We start from the raw sequence: 13,462 nt of genomic DNA on the forward strand, positions 1-13,462 counted from the left end.
GTCAGACGCCGTCGAGCGTCGGCACCGACGCGATGAGCCGCTTCGTGTAGTCGTGCCGCGGTCGCCCCAGCACGTCGGCGGTGGCGCCCTGCTCGACGATGCGCCCGCCCTGCAGCACGGCCACCCGGTCGCTCAGGTGCTGCACGAGTCCCACATCGTGCGAGACGATCAGCAGCGAGAGCCCGAGGTCATCGCGCAGCTCGGCCAGCAGCGCGAGGATCTGCGCCCGCACGGTCACGTCGAGGGCGCTCATCGGCTCGTCCCCGACAAGCAGGTCGGGGCCGTGCACGACGGCGCGGGCGAGGGCGATCCGCTGGCGCTGCCCGCCGCTCAGCTCGTGCGGCCAGAGGTCGACGCCCCGGGGATCGAGTCCGACACGGTCGAGCACCTCGGCGACCATGCGCTCGTGGTCGCCCGGCACGTGCAGCAGGCGCAGCGGCTCGGCCACGACGTCGCCGATCCGCATGCGGGGGTCGAGCGAGCTGTACGGGTCCTGCAGCACGACGCCCGTGCGACGACGCAGCCAGCGGAGGCGCGACGCGCGATCGGGCCGCACCTCCCGCCCGTCGAACGTCACGGTGCCGGCCGTGGGTCGGTCGAGGGCCAGCAGGAGGCGCACCAGGGTCGACTTGCCCGAGCCGGACTCGCCGATCAGCGCGACGCTCTCGCCACGACCGACGTCGAGGTCGGCGTCGACCAGGGCGTGCCGCACCGGCCCTGGCTGGAACGGCGAGTGACGGGGGAGCGTGAAGGTGCGCGAGAGACCGCGGCCGCTGAGCAGCGGCCCGGTGCGAGCGACGTCGTCGCCGTGCTGTGCGTCCGAGTCGGTCACGGTGCCCTCCAGGTCGTCGCGCGGGTCGCCTCCACGAGGCCGCGCGTCACGGGGTGGGCAGGCGAGCCGAGGAGGCGGGCGACCGGCCCGCTCTCGACCACGCGTCCCCGGGACAGCACCGCCGCCTCCTCGGCCACCTGCGCCAGCACCGCGAGGTCGTGGGTCACGAAGAGGAGCGAGGCGCCGCGCTCGTCGACCAGGCGGCGGAACAGCGCCAGCACCTCGGCCTGCGTGGTCACGTCGAGCGCGGTCGTCGGCTCGTCGGCGAGCAGCACGGCCGGGCGGGCGATCAGCGCCGTCGCGATGACGGCGCGTTGCCGCTGGCCGCCCGACAGCTGGTGCGGCCAGGAGTCGGCGACCGACTCGTCGAGCCCGACCTCGGCCAGGGCCTCGACCGCGCGGCGACGCGCCTCGGCCCGCGAGACGCGGCCGTGCAGGCGCAGCGGCTCGGCCACCTGGCGGCCGATGGTCATCACGGGGTCGAGGGCGGTGCGCGGGTCCTGGAACACGGCCGCGATCGTCGCTCCCCGCAGCGGGGCGAGCTCCCGGTCGGAGAGGCCGACGAGCTCTTGGCCGTCGAGGCGGATGCTGCCGGTGACGACGGCCTGGGGCGGCAGCAGCCCGAGCACGGCGAGCGTCGTCATCGACTTGCCCGAGCCGGACTCGCCGATCAGGCCGAGACGGGCGCCGTCGGCGAGGTGCAGCGAGACGCCGTCGACCACGCGGCGGCCGTCGATCGTCACGGTCAGGTCGTGGACGTCGAGGGTCACGAGGTCACTCCGGGGGAGTCGGCGGCGGAGGTGGTCGCGGGCGCGGCGGCGGGTCCGGGCAGGGCGGCAGGTCGCCCGCCGGCGCGGAGCCGCGGGTCGGCCGCGTCGCGCACCGCGTCGCCCAGCAGGTTCAGCGCGAGCACGGTGAGCGTGATCGCGAGCCCCGGCCAGACGATCGTCCACGGGTGCACGCCGAGGAACTTCTGCAGGTCCGCGAGGAGGCGCCCCCACGAGGCCGTCTCGGCCGACGCCCCGTAGCCGAGGAACGACAGCCCCGCCTCCGCGAGGATCGACGTCGCCATCGCGAGCGACAGCTGCACCACGAACACGGGGGCGATGTTCGGCAGCACGTGCCGCAGCAGCACCGTCGCCGTGCCGGCGCCGGACGCGCGGGCGGCGGTGACGTAGTCCTCCCGAGCGACGCGGCGGATCTCGCTCCGCGAGACGCGGGCGATGGTCACGCCGTAGCCGAGACCGGAGGCGACCACGACGACCCCGAGCGACCCGCCGAACGCGGCGGCCAGGGCCATCGCGACGAGGATGGTGGGGAACGCGACGAGCACGTCGATGAGCACGGCGACCGACTCGCGCACGATCCGGGCGGTCAGCGAGCCGAGGGCGGCGAGGCCGAGCCCGACGACGAGGGCGAGCAGGCCGGCGGAGACGGCGACGACCACCGTGGTGCCGCTCGCGGCCATCACGTAGCTGGCGATGTCCCGGCCGACGGCGTCGGTGCCGAACAGGTGCGCGGCCGACGGGGGCAGCCAGGCCGAGTAGGGGTCCGTGCGGAACGGGTCGGACGGGGTCCAGAATCGGCTGACCGCCGCGGCGAGGGCGACGAGGGCCAGCCACGCGACCGCGCCCGCGCCCTGGGGTCGGCGCAGCAGGGCGCGCACGAACGAGCCGCGCCTCATCGCTCGACCTCGCGCAGCCGGGGGTCGAGCCGTCGGTGGGCGACGTCGACCAGCAGCCCGACGAAGAGGACGATCGCCGTGAGCGTCATCAGCTCGCCCTGCACCTTGGTGAGGTCGCGGCGGCCGACGTCGGTGACGAGCATCCGGCCGAGGCCGGGCAGCGTGAAGAGCTGCTCGACGACGACGGCGCCGACGACGAGCCCGACGACCTGCAGCCCGAGCACGCTGACGACGCTGAGCATCACGTTCGGCAGGCCGTGCCGCAGCAGCGCGCGGTCGAGCGTCATGCCCTTGGCGGCGGCGGCGCGGACGTAGTCCTGGTCGAGCGCGCCGATCGCCGCCGACCGGGTGAAGCGCAGCAGCACCGCGCCCTCGATGATGCCGATCGTGAGCGCCGGCAGCACCAGCGAGCGGAGCGCCCGCCCGGGCTCCTGCCAGCCGTCGAGGGGCCAGCCCTGGGTGGGCAGCAAGCCGAGGGTCACCGCGAAGAGGGCGATGAGGAGCATGCCGAGCCAGACGGCGGGCACCGCGGCGAGCACCTGTGAGCCCACGCCGACGACGACGCCGAGGGGGCGGCGGTGCCGGGCCGCGGCCCAGACGCCCGCGGGCACGCCGATCAGCAGGCCGAAGACTAGCGACAGGCCAGCGAGGGGCAGGGTGACGCCGAGCTTCTCGGCGATCTCGCCGGCGACGGGGCTGCCCGTCACGAGCGACTTGCCGAGGTCGAGGCGCAGCAGCCCGCCCGCCCAGTCGAGGTACTGCGCCACGATCGGCCGGTCGAGGCCGAGCTGCTCGCGCAGCGCCGCGACCTGGGCCGGCGAGCCCGTCGTGCCCGCGATCGCCTGCGCCACGTCGCCCGGCAGGAGGCGCAGCGTCGCGAAGATCAGCACGCTCGCGACCACGAGCCCCAGGGCGAAGAGGGCCGTGCGTCCGAGCAGGAAGCGGGTCACTCCGAGACGGCCAGCGCGGACAGGTCGAGGCGGGTGCTGGTGGACGAGGTCGGGAAGCCCGTGACGCCGTCGCGCACAGCCGTCAGCGTCGTCGCGGTGTAGAGCCACTCGGCGGGGGCGTCCTCCGACACGATCCGGGCGGCCTCGGCGAGCTTCGACGCGGCGACGTCGGGGTCGGTCGCGGCCAGCGACTCGGCGTAGAGCTGCTGGACCGGGGCCGAGTCGTAGCCCCAGTAGTAGGTCGGGTCGGCCCAGTTCGAGAAGTCGTGGGTCTCGGCGTGGTTCACCATGCTCAGCTGGAAGTCGCGTGTGCCGCCGTCGGCGGGAGGCGAGAGCACGTCGTTGAGCCAGGTCGTGAAATCGACCTGCTGCACCGTCAGCGTGACGCCGACGTCGGCGAGCTGGGTGGTGAGCACGTCGCCGATCGCGGCGGGGTAGAAGTTCGCGTACTCGAGGGTGAGCTCGAGGTCGTCGGCGTGGCCCGCCTCCGCCAGCAGCTGCTTCGCCTGGTCGGGGTCGTAGGCGTCGACGTCGGTCAGGTCTTCGTAGCCGGGGTCGAGCTCGGGGATCGGACCGCCCTGGTCGACGGCCGAGCCGCCCACGGCCGCGATCAGCGCGTCGTTGTCGACGGCCATCCGGACCGCCTGGCGCACGCGCGGGTCGGTGAACGGGGCGACCGCGTTGTTGAAGGCGAGGGTGTACTTGTCGGTCGTCTGGCCCTTCTCGACCGTGATCCCGTCCACGCCGTCGAACTGCGAGGCGAGGGTCGCGTCGACCGCCGTCTGCACGTCGAGGTCGCCAGAGAGGGTCGCGTTGATCGCGGCCGAGCCGTCCGTCACGTAGCGGAACACGACCCCGGCGACGCCGGCGGCCTCTCCCCAGTAGTCGTCGAAGCGCTCGAGGCGCAGGTTGTCGCCCTGCGTCCACGAGGCGAGCGTGAAGGGGCCCGTGCCGTTGGCCGTGGTCGAGAGGTCGTTCGTCGCCGCCTCCTCGAGCACGAGCCCGGCACGGCCGGTCAGCGCGAAGAGCAGAGCCGAGTCGGGCTGCGACAGCGTGAGGACGACGGTGTCGTCGGCGGGGGAGCTGATGTCGGCGACCGAGGCGAGGTCGGCGTGGCCGGCGAGCGACTCGTCGCCCGCGACCTGCTGCAGCGACCACACGACGTCGGCCGCGGTCATCGCGGCGCCGTCGTGGAACGTCACGCCGTCGTGCAGCGTGAACGTGTAGGTGAGGCCGTCCGCGCTGATCGTGTGCTCGGATGCGAGCACGTCGACGATCTCGTTGTCCTGCGTGCGGCCGACGAGGCCCTGGTAGACGTTGTCGATCAGCACCTGGTCGAGGGCGATGCCGGAGGTGGTGCGGACGTCGAGGTCGGAGGGCTCGAGCACGAGGCCCACCGTCACGGTCGCGTCGGCACCGCCGCGCGGGGCGTCGGAGCCGCCCGCGGTGCACCCGGCGAGCAGGGCGAGGGAGGCGGCGGCGGCGACCACGGGGACGAGGAGGCGGGAGGGGCGCATGGCGGTGGAGGTGCCTTTCGGGAGCGGTTCGGGTCGGCGTGCACCGTCGCTCGTGGCGACCTGCACGCTCCGGTCGAAGGAGGACCGTCGTCGCTTGTGGACGCCGGACCACGGCTGGCACGTCGTCGCTGCCGGACTGACGCGCCGCCCCTCGCCCCCAGGTCGCTGCCGGACCCGTGGACGTCAGAGAATCTACTACACGGGGGTCGACCCGGCACCGGGCCGCGCGTGCGCCCGCGGGGCGGCGCCTGTGCACCTGCCGCGAGGGCAGGCCGCCGAGTGGCGGATGAGGCAAGGCTCACCTACATTGAGCAGGACATGTTCCTCGACTTCGCCGACCCGCCCCTCCCGTACGACGCGATCCGCGTCCTCTTCGCGGGCGACGCCTCCTCGGTCCCCACCCTCCGCGCGATGCTCGCCGCCCTGCCGATCTGTGCGCGGGGCCAGGTGTTCGTCGAGGTCGACACCGCCGCCGAGATCGAGACGCTCCCGTCGCCCGGCCGCGTCACCGTCACCTGGCTGGCCCGCGACCGCCGCTCGGGTGCCCCCGGCAGCGGGCTGTCGTGTGCGCCGGGCGAGGCGGTCGAGCGCGCGGTGCGCGCGTGGCTGGCCGAGATGTACGTCGACGCCGAGGCGCTGGCCGAGGCCGAGCACCTGATCTGGCTCGGCGGCCCCGAGGGTTTCGCGTGGGACCTGCGCCGCGACCTGCACGACGTCTTCACCTCGGACCGCGGCGCGACCGCGGTCTGAGCGCGCGCCTCCTGCGCCCGTGCTCCAGTACCTGTGCTCCTGCGCGCGTCACCGACCCAGCAGACGACACCCGTCGCTCGACGTCGAGACGGCCCCTGTCGACTTAGGTAAGGCATGCCTTAGGCTCGTCCTGTGACGATCACCACTGAGGCCCCGCCCGAGGCCCGCCCGAAGCCCGCCCACCGCCCGTACCGGGTGCGCGTCGCGGCCCTACGGGCCCTGAGCCCGCACTTCGTCCGCGTCACCTTCACGGGCGACGACCTCGGCGACTTCGGGGTCGACGGCCTCGACCAGCGGATCAAGCTCGTGCTGCCCCTCGAGGCGACCGGCTACGACACGTTCCCGACCGACGACTGGTGGCCCTCCTGGCGGGCGCTGCCCGCCCACGAGCAGAACGCCTTCCGCACCTACACCGCGAAGGCCGTCCGACCGCACGCCCGCGAGGTCGACGTCGACTTCGTCAGCCACGGTGATCACGGAGCGGCTGCCTCCTGGCTCGCGCGCACGCGCGTCGGCGACGAGGCCATGCTGATCGGCCCTGACGCGACCAGCGGGGTCACCGGCAGCGGCGTCGAGTGGGCGCCGGGCGGCGCCTCGACCGTGATGATCGCCGGGGACGAGACCGCGGTGCCGGCCATCACCTCCATCGTCGAGTCGCTGCCGGCCGACGCCAGGGGCTGCGTGTTCCTCGAGGTGCCGACCGCCGACGACGTGCTGCCGCTGGTCGCGCCGCCCGGCGTGACCGTGCACTGGCTGCCGCGCTCCGGGGGCGACACCGGGCAGCAGCCGGCCGCCGCCGCCGCCGCCTACGGTGCGCCCCTCCAGGCCGCCGTCCGCGGCTGGACCGCTCGCTACGTGACCGCGTGGCACCGCGGCGTCGACCTCGACGAGGTCGACATCGAGCACGACATCCTGTGGGACGTCCCCCAGGGCGAGGCACAGCACGGCGCGGCCCTGCAGGGCGAGCTCTACGCCTGGCTCGCGGGCGAGGCCGGCGCCATCAAGGCGCTCCGGCGGTTCCTCGTGAGCGAGGTCGGCGTCGACCGCCGCCAGGTCGCCTTCATGGGCTACTGGCGGCTCGGCCGCGCAGAGATGTAGCGCCGCGCCGGCCCCGTCGAGCTGAAGAGCACGCGCAGGCCCTCAGATGGGCAGGCCCGCAGGCCCGCGGGCTCACACCTGCGGATCGACCCCGACGATCTCGCTGGTCCTGTCCCACAGCGCCTCGGCCAGCAGGTCGTCCTTCGCCTGCCGGTGCAGGCGTCCGTACGGCTTCAGCTGCTCGAAGTAGGTGCCGTTCTCGACGCTCACCGAGCTCGGGCCCGACAGCTGGATCAGCGGCACGGCTCCGGCGTGCGCCGAGATGCCGTAGTTGCCGTTCGAGAGCACGTTCGCCATCCGCCACATCGGCGACGACGAGCCGAACGACGTCTTGACGATGCCGGGGTGGAACGAGAACGCCTCGAGGCCGGTGCGGCGGGCGAGCTCGCGGACGAACAGGATCGTCTCGATCTTGCTCGTGCCGTACTGCCGCCAGCCGCCGAGCCAGGGGCGCTTCGCCCAGTTCAGGTCGTCGAGCCGGACGCTGCCGAACAGGTTCGCCACGCTGGCCGTCGAGACGACCCGGCCAGAGCTCTCGAGCAGGCGGGGCAGCAGGAGGCGCGTCAACAGGAAAGGCGCGAGGTGGTTCGACTGCAGGATGCGCTCGTGCCCGTCGTGGCTGAGACCACGCTCGCTCACGAGGCCGCCCGCGTTGTTGGCGAGCACGTCGATGCGCGGGTACTCCTCGAGCAGCTCGTCGGCGAGGCGACGCACGTCGTCGAGCCGGTCGTAGTCCGCCAGGAACGCGCGGCCGCCGACCTGGTCGGCGACGGCGCGGGTGCGCTCGGCGTTGCGGCCGACCACGGCCACCTGCGCGCCTCCGGCCGCGAGCTCGATCGCCGCCTCCCTGCCGATGCCGCTGCTGGCTCCGGTGATGATCACGGTGCGGGTCATCGATAGCCGCCTTCCTCGAGGCCTGCCTCGATCTCGAACCTGTTCGTCAGCGGGTCGCTGCCGGCCAGGAAGTACAGGAACGGCATCAGCATGCCGTACTTCTGCCACTGCCTCACGTGGACGGCCTCGTGCTGCAGCACGCGCGGGCCGTCGTTGTCGCGGGTCAGGTAGACCCGCCCGACGCAGGTGCCGCCGCGCTTGAACGCCCATCGGGGGAGGCCCCGGCAGACGATCAGGTCGCCGACCACGCGCACCCGGCCGACGCTGAGCGGCACCCCGACGGCGAGGCCGACGGCGGTCGCCCACGCACAGCCGAGGCGCGAGACCAGGGAGTCGAGGAGGGGGTTCCTCACGGGCGCCCGTAGGCGTCGAGCAGGCGCAGCCAGATCTCGCTCACCGTCGGGTACGCGGGGACGGCGTGCCACAGGCGCTCGATCGGCACCTCGCCGACCACGGCGATCGTCGCGGCCTGGAGCAGCTCGGCGACGTCGGGCCCGACGAACGTCGCGCCGACGATGACCTTGCGGCCCTCGTCCACGACGATGCGGGCGTGCCCCTCGTAGTCGTCCGAGTGCAGGGCCGAGCCCGCGACGCCGGCGAGGTCGTAGTCGACGACCTTCACGTCGATGCCGCGCTTCTCGGCGGCGTCCGCGGTGAGGCCGACGCTCGCCACCTCGGGGTCGGTGAACGTCACCTGGGGCACGGCCGCGTCGTCGGCGGTGGCGACGTGGGCGCCCCACGGCTCGGTCTTGAGCTCACGGCCGAGCGCGCGGGCCGCGATGACCTCGCCGGCGGCACGGGCCTGGTACTTGCCCTGGTGCGTGAGCAGCGCGCGGTGGTTGACGTCCCCGACGCCGTAGAGCCAGTCGGTGCCGTGCACCAGCAGCGTGTCGTCGACCTGCAGCCAGTCGCCGGGCTCGATGCCGACGTTCTCGAGGCCGAGGTCGGAGGTGCGCGGCACGCGACCCGTCGCGACGAGGATCTCGTCGGCGATGACGACGCTGCCGTCGTCGAGGGTGACCTCGACCGTGTCGTGCTCGGTGCGGAGAACGGAGGCGGGGGACGAGCCGACGCGCACGTCGACGCCGCGCTCGCTCAGGGTCTTGCCGACCAGCTCGCCGGCGAAGGGCTCCTGGCCGCCCAGCAGGCCGCTGCGGGCGATGACCGTCACGGTCGAGCCGAGGCCCTGGTAGGCGGTGGCCATCTCGAGGGCGACGACACCACCTCCGACGATGACGAGGCTCTGGGGCACGGTCTGCGCGCTGGTCGCCTCGCGGCTCGTCCACGGACGCGCCTCGGCCAGGCCGGGGACGTCGGGCAGCAGCGCGGTGGAGCCGGTGGCCGCGACCACGGCGTGACGGGCGGTGTGCACGGTGCCGTCGACCGTCACCTCCTTGACGCCGGTGATGGTCGCGTGGCCGCGGAGCAGGGCGATGCCCGCGCCCTCGACCCAGTCGGCCTGGCCAGAGTCGTCCCAGCCGCTCGTGAACGAGTCGCGGCGACGCAGCACCGCGGCGACGTCGACGTCGCCGGTCACGGCCTGGGCCGCGCCGCCCACGGACTTCGCGGCCCGGATCACCGAGGTCGAGCGCAGCAGGGCCTTGGACGGCATGCAGGCCCAGTACGAGCACTCGCCGCCGATCAGCTCGGCCTCCACCAGGGCCACCTCCAGCCCGCTGCGGGTGGCGTAGTCCGCCACGTTCTCGCCGACCGCGCCGGCTCCGATCACGATGAGGTCAAAAGTCGTCATGGGTCAGACGCTAGTCCCGGGGGCCTGTCGAGCGCCGGAGGGGAGGGTCGCCCTGCGGTCGCATGAACGATCGCTGTACGAATTCTGAGTTCTCCGTGACAGGCGGTGACGCGAGGGGCCCCGGGGCGTACGGTGCTGGAAAAGGCGCAGACAGCGCCACTAGCGAGGAGGTCACCATGGGACTCGACGACAAGATCAAGAACGCCGCTCAGGACATCGCCGGCAAGGCGAAGGAGGCCATCGGAGACCGCAAGGGCGACGACAGCCTCAAGGCCGAAGGTCAGAAGGACCAGGCTGGCGCGTCCGCCAAGAAGGTCGGCGAGGACGTCAAGGACGTCTTCAAGTAGGTCGATCCGCCTCGTTCTCGAGCCCGTCTCCCCTCAGGGGGAGGCGGGCTCCTGCGTGTCAGGGGCGCATCACAGGACGACGCTGACGACAACGACACGAGGAGGCGGTCAGTCGCCCTCGTAGTCCGCCGTCGTCCTCGAGAGGAACGCCTCCATGCCCCGGCGCGCGTCGCCGGTCCGCATGAGCCGCACGAGCTCCGGCTGCAGCTGCGCCTCCGCCGCGGCGTTGCCCTCGCGGACGGCCAGCCGCGCGTTCGCCAGCGTCGCCTGCACGGCCAAGGGGGCCTGCGCGGCGATGCGGCGGGCGAGCTCGAGGCCGCGGGTGCGTGCCTCGCCCTCGGGGACGACTTCCTGCACGAGCCCGATGCGCCGCGCCTCCTCGGCGTCGAGGAGGTCGCCGGTCAGCATCCAGCGCATGGCGTCGCCCCAGCCGACCCGGCGGGGGAGCCGGATCGTGGCCCCGCCGAACGGGAGGATCGCGCGGCTGACCTCGATCTGGCCGAAGCGGGCGCCGACCTCGGCCACCACGACGTCGCTCGCGAGCGCGAGCTCGACCCCGAGCGTCAGGCAGGTGCCCTGCACGGCCGCGACGACGGGCTTCGTGAGCTGTCGCCCCTCGACCTGCCACGGGTGCAGCCCGCCCTCGGGCACGACGTCGAGCCCGTCGTGGCCCACGGCCGGCGCCACGTCGCCGAGGTCGAGTCCCGCCGTGAAGTGGTCGCCGTGGCCGATCAGCAGGCCGACGCGCAGGTCGGGGTCGCGGTCGAGCAGCCCGTAGGCGAGCGACAGCTCGCGGAGCATCCGCAGGTCGGCCGCGTTCCGCTTCTCCGGGCGGTCGAGACCGATGACGAGCACGTGCCCGTCTCGCTCGACCGAGACGCGGGGCCGCTCGTCGCTCATCGGGCGAGGGCCCCGACGACCCGGAGGATGGTGCCCATGTCGTCCGCCGCGGCTGCCGCGTCGACGGGGGCGAACGAGCAGAGGCCGGCCCCCACGAGAGTGAAGCGCTCCTTGAGGGCCGTGATCGTCGTGATCAGGACGGCCGGGTCGAGGCCGAAGGGCACCGGCTCGAGCAGCCCGTCGAGGGTGCCGGGGTCGAGCACGTCGAGGTCGACGTGGACGTACACCTCGGTGGCGCCCGTCGCGGCGACGGCCTCGACCACCTCCTCCGGGGTCAGGTCGAGCGACGAGACGGTGCGGACCCGACGGCTCTCGACCCAGGTGTCCTCGGGGTCGTCGTAGGTGCGGCTGCCGGCCAGGACGATGCGGCCCGGCTCGAGGCGCCTCGCGCCCGGGCCGGCCTCCAGGGCGCCGAGCTCGTCCGTGCCGTCGCCGGTCAGGGCGCGGAGCACCATCCCGCTGAACGCCCCGCTCTCGCTGGTGCGCGGACTGTGCAGGTCGGGGTGCGCGTCGAACCACACCACGGCGGTGTCCGGGCCGAGCGCGTGCTGCACCGCGGCGTACTCGACGCCGCAGTCGCCGCCCACGACGAGCGCGGGGGTCGTGTCTGCCTCGAGCTCACGTCGGAGCGAGGAGGCGACGGCCACGACCGACGAGAACCTGTGCACCCGGGTGCCCAGCGAGTCTCCGGCCCCGACCGGCACCTCCACCACGGTGGTCGACTTCGCGGGGAGGTCGCCCAGGACGGCGTACGCCCCCTCGGCGAGCCGCATCGCCCTCGACGACGGAGAACCCTGCCACTGCGGAACAACGACGAACCTCATGCGCGTGAGTCTGGCACAGCGCTGTCCGTCGAGCGCCAGGCGGTGTCCAGCGCCGGGGCCGGCTCAGCTCCAGGGGGTGCTCACGCGGGCGACCAGGCGCTCGAGCGGGCCGCGCCCGACGAACCGGCGCCAGAGGGCGGCCCAGACGATCGTCAGGACGATCGCCGCCACGAGCCAGCCGAGCGGCAGCCCGTAGCGACCGCCCTCGAGCCTGTAGAGCGTGAAGAGAGGAGCTGTGAGCAGCAGGTGCGCCGTGTAGATGGTCAGCGGCTGGCTGCCGACGGCGGCGAGCGGGGAGAGGCCCGTCGCCAGGGCGCGACCGACCGGCCATTCCGGCCGGGTGGCGAGCAGCAGCAGGCCCACGACGGCCAGGGCGGTGCCGCCGGAGCCGACGATCTCGGCTGGTGCGCCCTCGTGTGCGGCCGGGTCGAGGGCAGGCCACGAGGAGGCGCCCGGCAGCCAGCGGGCACCGTAGCCGACGACCGCCGCCAGCGTCCCCCCGACGAGCAGGACGACGGCCGTGCGCAGGCGGCGCAGGTCGCTCCTGGCGGCCACGAGGCCGACGAGCAGGAACGGCAGCCAGACGAGAGCCGGGTACGAGCCGACCAGCAGGGCGTCCTGGGCGAGGCCGACGATCCCGCCCGCGAGGGGGCTGCCGAGGTTCGTCACGGGCACCTGGTCGGCGAGCCACGGCGCGCCGACGGTCACGACCGCGGCCAGCCCCAGCAGCACGGGACGCGGTGCGAACAAGACGACCGCGAGCAGCGCGAACATCACGCCGTAGTACGGCAGGATCACCAGCACGTACTCGTTCCAGGCCTGCAGGACCAGGCCGAGGAGCACGAGGACGGCGGCCCGGATCAGCACGGAGCCGACGACGCGGGCGCGTCGTCCTCGTGACACGGGCCTCGACCCGCCTGACGACAGCCCCAGCGAGATGCCCGCGAGGGTGGCGAAGAGGATCGCCGACCGGCCGTCGAAGACCCGCTCGTCGAGCTCGACCCGCGGCCACATGTGCGCGGCGAACATGCCGAGCACCGCCAGCCCCCGCGCGACGTCGACGGCGACGACGCGCGACGCCCCGCCACCCGGCCGGCGGACGGCAGGAGGCGGGGCGACGGAGCCGGAGGTCGTGGTCACGCGTCGAGCGCACCCAGCTTCAGGGCGGCGAGTCGTGCATCGACCTCGGTCTGCTGGTCCAGGTCCTCGAGGCCCTCGAACTGGGCGTCGAGGCTCGAGGCGGCGAGCTCCTGCTGGCCGAGGACCTTCGCCTCCTCGCGACGGACCTTGTCCTCGAAGCGGCCGATCTCGCTGGTCGGGTCGAGCACGTCCATGCTGCCGAGGGCGTCCGCGACCTGCGACTGGGCCGCCGCGGTCTTCGAGCGGGCGACGAGCTCGTTCCGCTTCGAGTCGAGCTGGTCGAGCTTCGACCGCATCCCGGTCAGGCCCGACTTCAGCTTGTCGACGACGACGGTCTGGGAGGCGATGGTCGGCTCGGCGTCCTTGGCCTCCTTCTCGGACGAGATCTGCTTGCCCAGGGCGACCTTGGCGAGCGCGTCGAACTTGTCGGCGTCGGCGGCGTTGCCGGAGGTGCGCAGCTGGTCGGCCTTGTTGCTCGCCGCGAGGGCCTTCCGCTCCCAGTCGGCGGCAGCCGCGACGTCCTCGGCGTGGTCCTGCTCGAGCAGTCGCAGGTTGCCGATCGTCTGCGCCACGGCGGACTCGGCCTCGGCGATGCTGTTCGTGTAGTCGCGCACCATCTGGTCGAGCATCAGGGCAGGATCCTCCGCCTGGTCGAGCAGGGCGTTGATGTTGGCGCGGGTCAGCTGTGCGATCCGGCCGAAGATGGACTGCTTCGCCATGGTGGTGTCCTCTCGTGGGTGGTGCGTCGATCCCGCCGGGCGGCGCCCGCCGGGGAG

Annotated in this window: 15 protein-coding genes; 3 read left to right on the plus strand and 12 right to left on the minus strand. The window is 73.6% G+C overall.

What is annotated here, in order from left to right:
- Position 1: 1 nt before the first annotated feature.
- Genes JOE35_RS07685 through JOE35_RS07705 form a run of 5 tightly spaced genes read right to left on the minus strand, consistent with a single transcriptional unit; the run spans position 2 to position 4,983 of the window.
- The gene (locus tag JOE35_RS07685) at positions 2–832 is read right to left on the minus strand and encodes an ATP-binding cassette domain-containing protein (protein ID WP_307802988.1); all 831 of its coding nucleotides are present in this window, start codon (positions 830–832) and stop codon (positions 2–4) included.
- Positions 829–1,602 carry an ABC transporter ATP-binding protein gene (locus tag JOE35_RS07690; RefSeq protein WP_209560599.1) on the minus strand — a complete coding sequence of 258 codons (774 nt, stop codon included), beginning with the start codon at positions 1,600–1,602 and terminating at the stop codon, positions 829–831. The genes JOE35_RS07685 and JOE35_RS07690 overlap by 4 nt, the downstream gene beginning before the upstream one ends.
- Positions 1,599–2,516, minus strand: a complete 918-nt coding sequence (locus JOE35_RS07695; RefSeq protein ID WP_209560600.1) for an ABC transporter permease — start codon at positions 2,514–2,516, stop codon at positions 1,599–1,601. Before JOE35_RS07695 ends, JOE35_RS07690 begins: the two co-directional genes overlap by 4 nt.
- Positions 2,513–3,466 carry an ABC transporter permease gene (locus tag JOE35_RS07700; RefSeq protein WP_209560601.1) on the minus strand — a complete coding sequence of 318 codons (954 nt, stop codon included), beginning with the start codon at positions 3,464–3,466 and terminating at the stop codon, positions 2,513–2,515. The genes JOE35_RS07695 and JOE35_RS07700 overlap by 4 nt, the downstream gene beginning before the upstream one ends.
- The gene (locus JOE35_RS07705) at positions 3,463–4,983 is read right to left on the minus strand and encodes an ABC transporter substrate-binding protein (protein WP_209560602.1); all 1,521 of its coding nucleotides are present in this window, start codon (positions 4,981–4,983) and stop codon (positions 3,463–3,465) included. The genes JOE35_RS07700 and JOE35_RS07705 overlap by 4 nt, the downstream gene beginning before the upstream one ends.
- A 318-nt stretch (positions 4,984–5,301) precedes the next feature.
- On the opposite strand from JOE35_RS07705, the gene JOE35_RS07710 reads away from it, so the two are divergent.
- Both JOE35_RS07710 and JOE35_RS07715 read left to right on the plus strand, forming a co-directional pair.
- Entirely contained in the window at positions 5,302–5,733 is a 432-nt protein-coding gene (locus JOE35_RS07710) for an SIP domain-containing protein (RefSeq protein WP_209560603.1), read from the plus strand.
- A gap of 132 nt (positions 5,734–5,865) precedes the next feature.
- A complete protein-coding gene (locus JOE35_RS07715) occupies positions 5,866–6,831 on the plus strand; it encodes a siderophore-interacting protein (protein ID WP_307802989.1) in 966 nt (321 codons plus the stop codon).
- 72 nt (positions 6,832–6,903) lie between these two features.
- On the opposite strand, the gene JOE35_RS07720 is transcribed toward JOE35_RS07715, so the two are convergent.
- From JOE35_RS07720 to JOE35_RS07730, 3 genes are read right to left on the minus strand one after another with little or no spacing between them, the layout of a single operon-like run.
- Positions 6,904–7,725: an SDR family NAD(P)-dependent oxidoreductase gene (locus JOE35_RS07720; RefSeq protein ID WP_209560604.1), complete on the minus strand. Its 822-nt coding sequence runs from the start codon at positions 7,723–7,725 to the stop codon at positions 6,904–6,906.
- Positions 7,722–8,078, minus strand: a complete 357-nt coding sequence (locus JOE35_RS07725) for a Fe-S oxidoreductase (protein ID WP_209560605.1) — start codon at positions 8,076–8,078, stop codon at positions 7,722–7,724. The genes JOE35_RS07720 and JOE35_RS07725 overlap by 4 nt, the downstream gene beginning before the upstream one ends.
- On the minus strand, positions 8,075–9,475 hold the full coding sequence (locus JOE35_RS07730; RefSeq protein WP_209560606.1) for an NAD(P)/FAD-dependent oxidoreductase: 1,401 nt from the start codon (positions 9,473–9,475) through the stop codon (positions 8,075–8,077). Before JOE35_RS07730 ends, JOE35_RS07725 begins: the two co-directional genes overlap by 4 nt.
- Positions 9,476–9,651: 176 nt before the next feature.
- On the opposite strand from JOE35_RS07730, the gene JOE35_RS07735 reads away from it, so the two are divergent.
- Positions 9,652–9,822, plus strand: coding sequence for a CsbD family protein (locus JOE35_RS07735; protein WP_123546355.1), 171 nt, complete (start codon positions 9,652–9,654; stop codon positions 9,820–9,822).
- 108 nt (positions 9,823–9,930) lie between these two features.
- On the opposite strand, the gene JOE35_RS07740 is transcribed toward JOE35_RS07735, so the two are convergent.
- From JOE35_RS07740 to JOE35_RS07755, 4 genes are all read right to left on the minus strand, one after another.
- Positions 9,931–10,722: a crotonase/enoyl-CoA hydratase family protein gene (locus JOE35_RS07740; protein ID WP_209560607.1), complete on the minus strand. Its 792-nt coding sequence runs from the start codon at positions 10,720–10,722 to the stop codon at positions 9,931–9,933.
- The gene (locus JOE35_RS07745) at positions 10,719–11,546 is read right to left on the minus strand and encodes an arginase family protein (RefSeq protein ID WP_209560608.1); all 828 of its coding nucleotides are present in this window, start codon (positions 11,544–11,546) and stop codon (positions 10,719–10,721) included. Before JOE35_RS07745 ends, JOE35_RS07740 begins: the two co-directional genes overlap by 4 nt.
- Positions 11,547–11,609: 63 nt before the next feature.
- Positions 11,610–12,686 (minus strand): DUF418 domain-containing protein, encoded by a 1,077-nt coding sequence (locus tag JOE35_RS07750; protein ID WP_209560609.1) that lies wholly within the window; start codon positions 12,684–12,686, stop codon positions 11,610–11,612.
- Positions 12,683–13,405 carry a PspA/IM30 family protein gene (locus JOE35_RS07755; protein ID WP_209560610.1) on the minus strand — a complete coding sequence of 241 codons (723 nt, stop codon included), beginning with the start codon at positions 13,403–13,405 and terminating at the stop codon, positions 12,683–12,685. Before JOE35_RS07755 ends, JOE35_RS07750 begins: the two co-directional genes overlap by 4 nt.
- Between the last annotated feature and the right edge of the window lie 57 nt (positions 13,406–13,462).

The organism is Frigoribacterium sp. PvP032 (genome assembly GCF_017833035.1).
In the GTDB taxonomy this organism is placed as follows: domain Bacteria; phylum Actinomycetota; class Actinomycetes; order Actinomycetales; family Microbacteriaceae; genus Frigoribacterium.

What these genes read in the sequence shown, in the direction of transcription:
- JOE35_RS07735 (WP_123546355.1), top strand. Translation starts at nt 9,652, where the DNA reads ATGGGACTCGACGACAAGATCAAGAACGCCGCTCAGGACATCGCCGGC.
- JOE35_RS07710 (WP_209560603.1), top strand. Translation starts at nt 5,302, where the DNA reads ATGTTCCTCGACTTCGCCGACCCGCCCCTCCCGTACGACGCGATCCGC.
- JOE35_RS07720 (WP_209560604.1), bottom strand. Translation starts at nt 7,725, where the DNA reads ATGACCCGCACCGTGATCATCACCGGAGCCAGCAGCGGCATCGGCAGG.
- JOE35_RS07745 (WP_209560608.1), bottom strand. Translation starts at nt 11,546, where the DNA reads ATGAGGTTCGTCGTTGTTCCGCAGTGGCAGGGTTCTCCGTCGTCGAGG.
- JOE35_RS07730 (WP_209560606.1), bottom strand. Translation starts at nt 9,475, where the DNA reads ATGACGACTTTTGACCTCATCGTGATCGGAGCCGGCGCGGTCGGCGAG.
- JOE35_RS07695 (WP_209560600.1), bottom strand. Translation starts at nt 2,516, where the DNA reads ATGAGGCGCGGCTCGTTCGTGCGCGCCCTGCTGCGCCGACCCCAGGGC.
- JOE35_RS07705 (WP_209560602.1), bottom strand. Translation starts at nt 4,983, where the DNA reads ATGCGCCCCTCCCGCCTCCTCGTCCCCGTGGTCGCCGCCGCCGCCTCC.
- JOE35_RS07740 (WP_209560607.1), bottom strand. Translation starts at nt 10,722, where the DNA reads ATGAGCGACGAGCGGCCCCGCGTCTCGGTCGAGCGAGACGGGCACGTG.
- JOE35_RS07755 (WP_209560610.1), bottom strand. Translation starts at nt 13,405, where the DNA reads ATGGCGAAGCAGTCCATCTTCGGCCGGATCGCACAGCTGACCCGCGCC.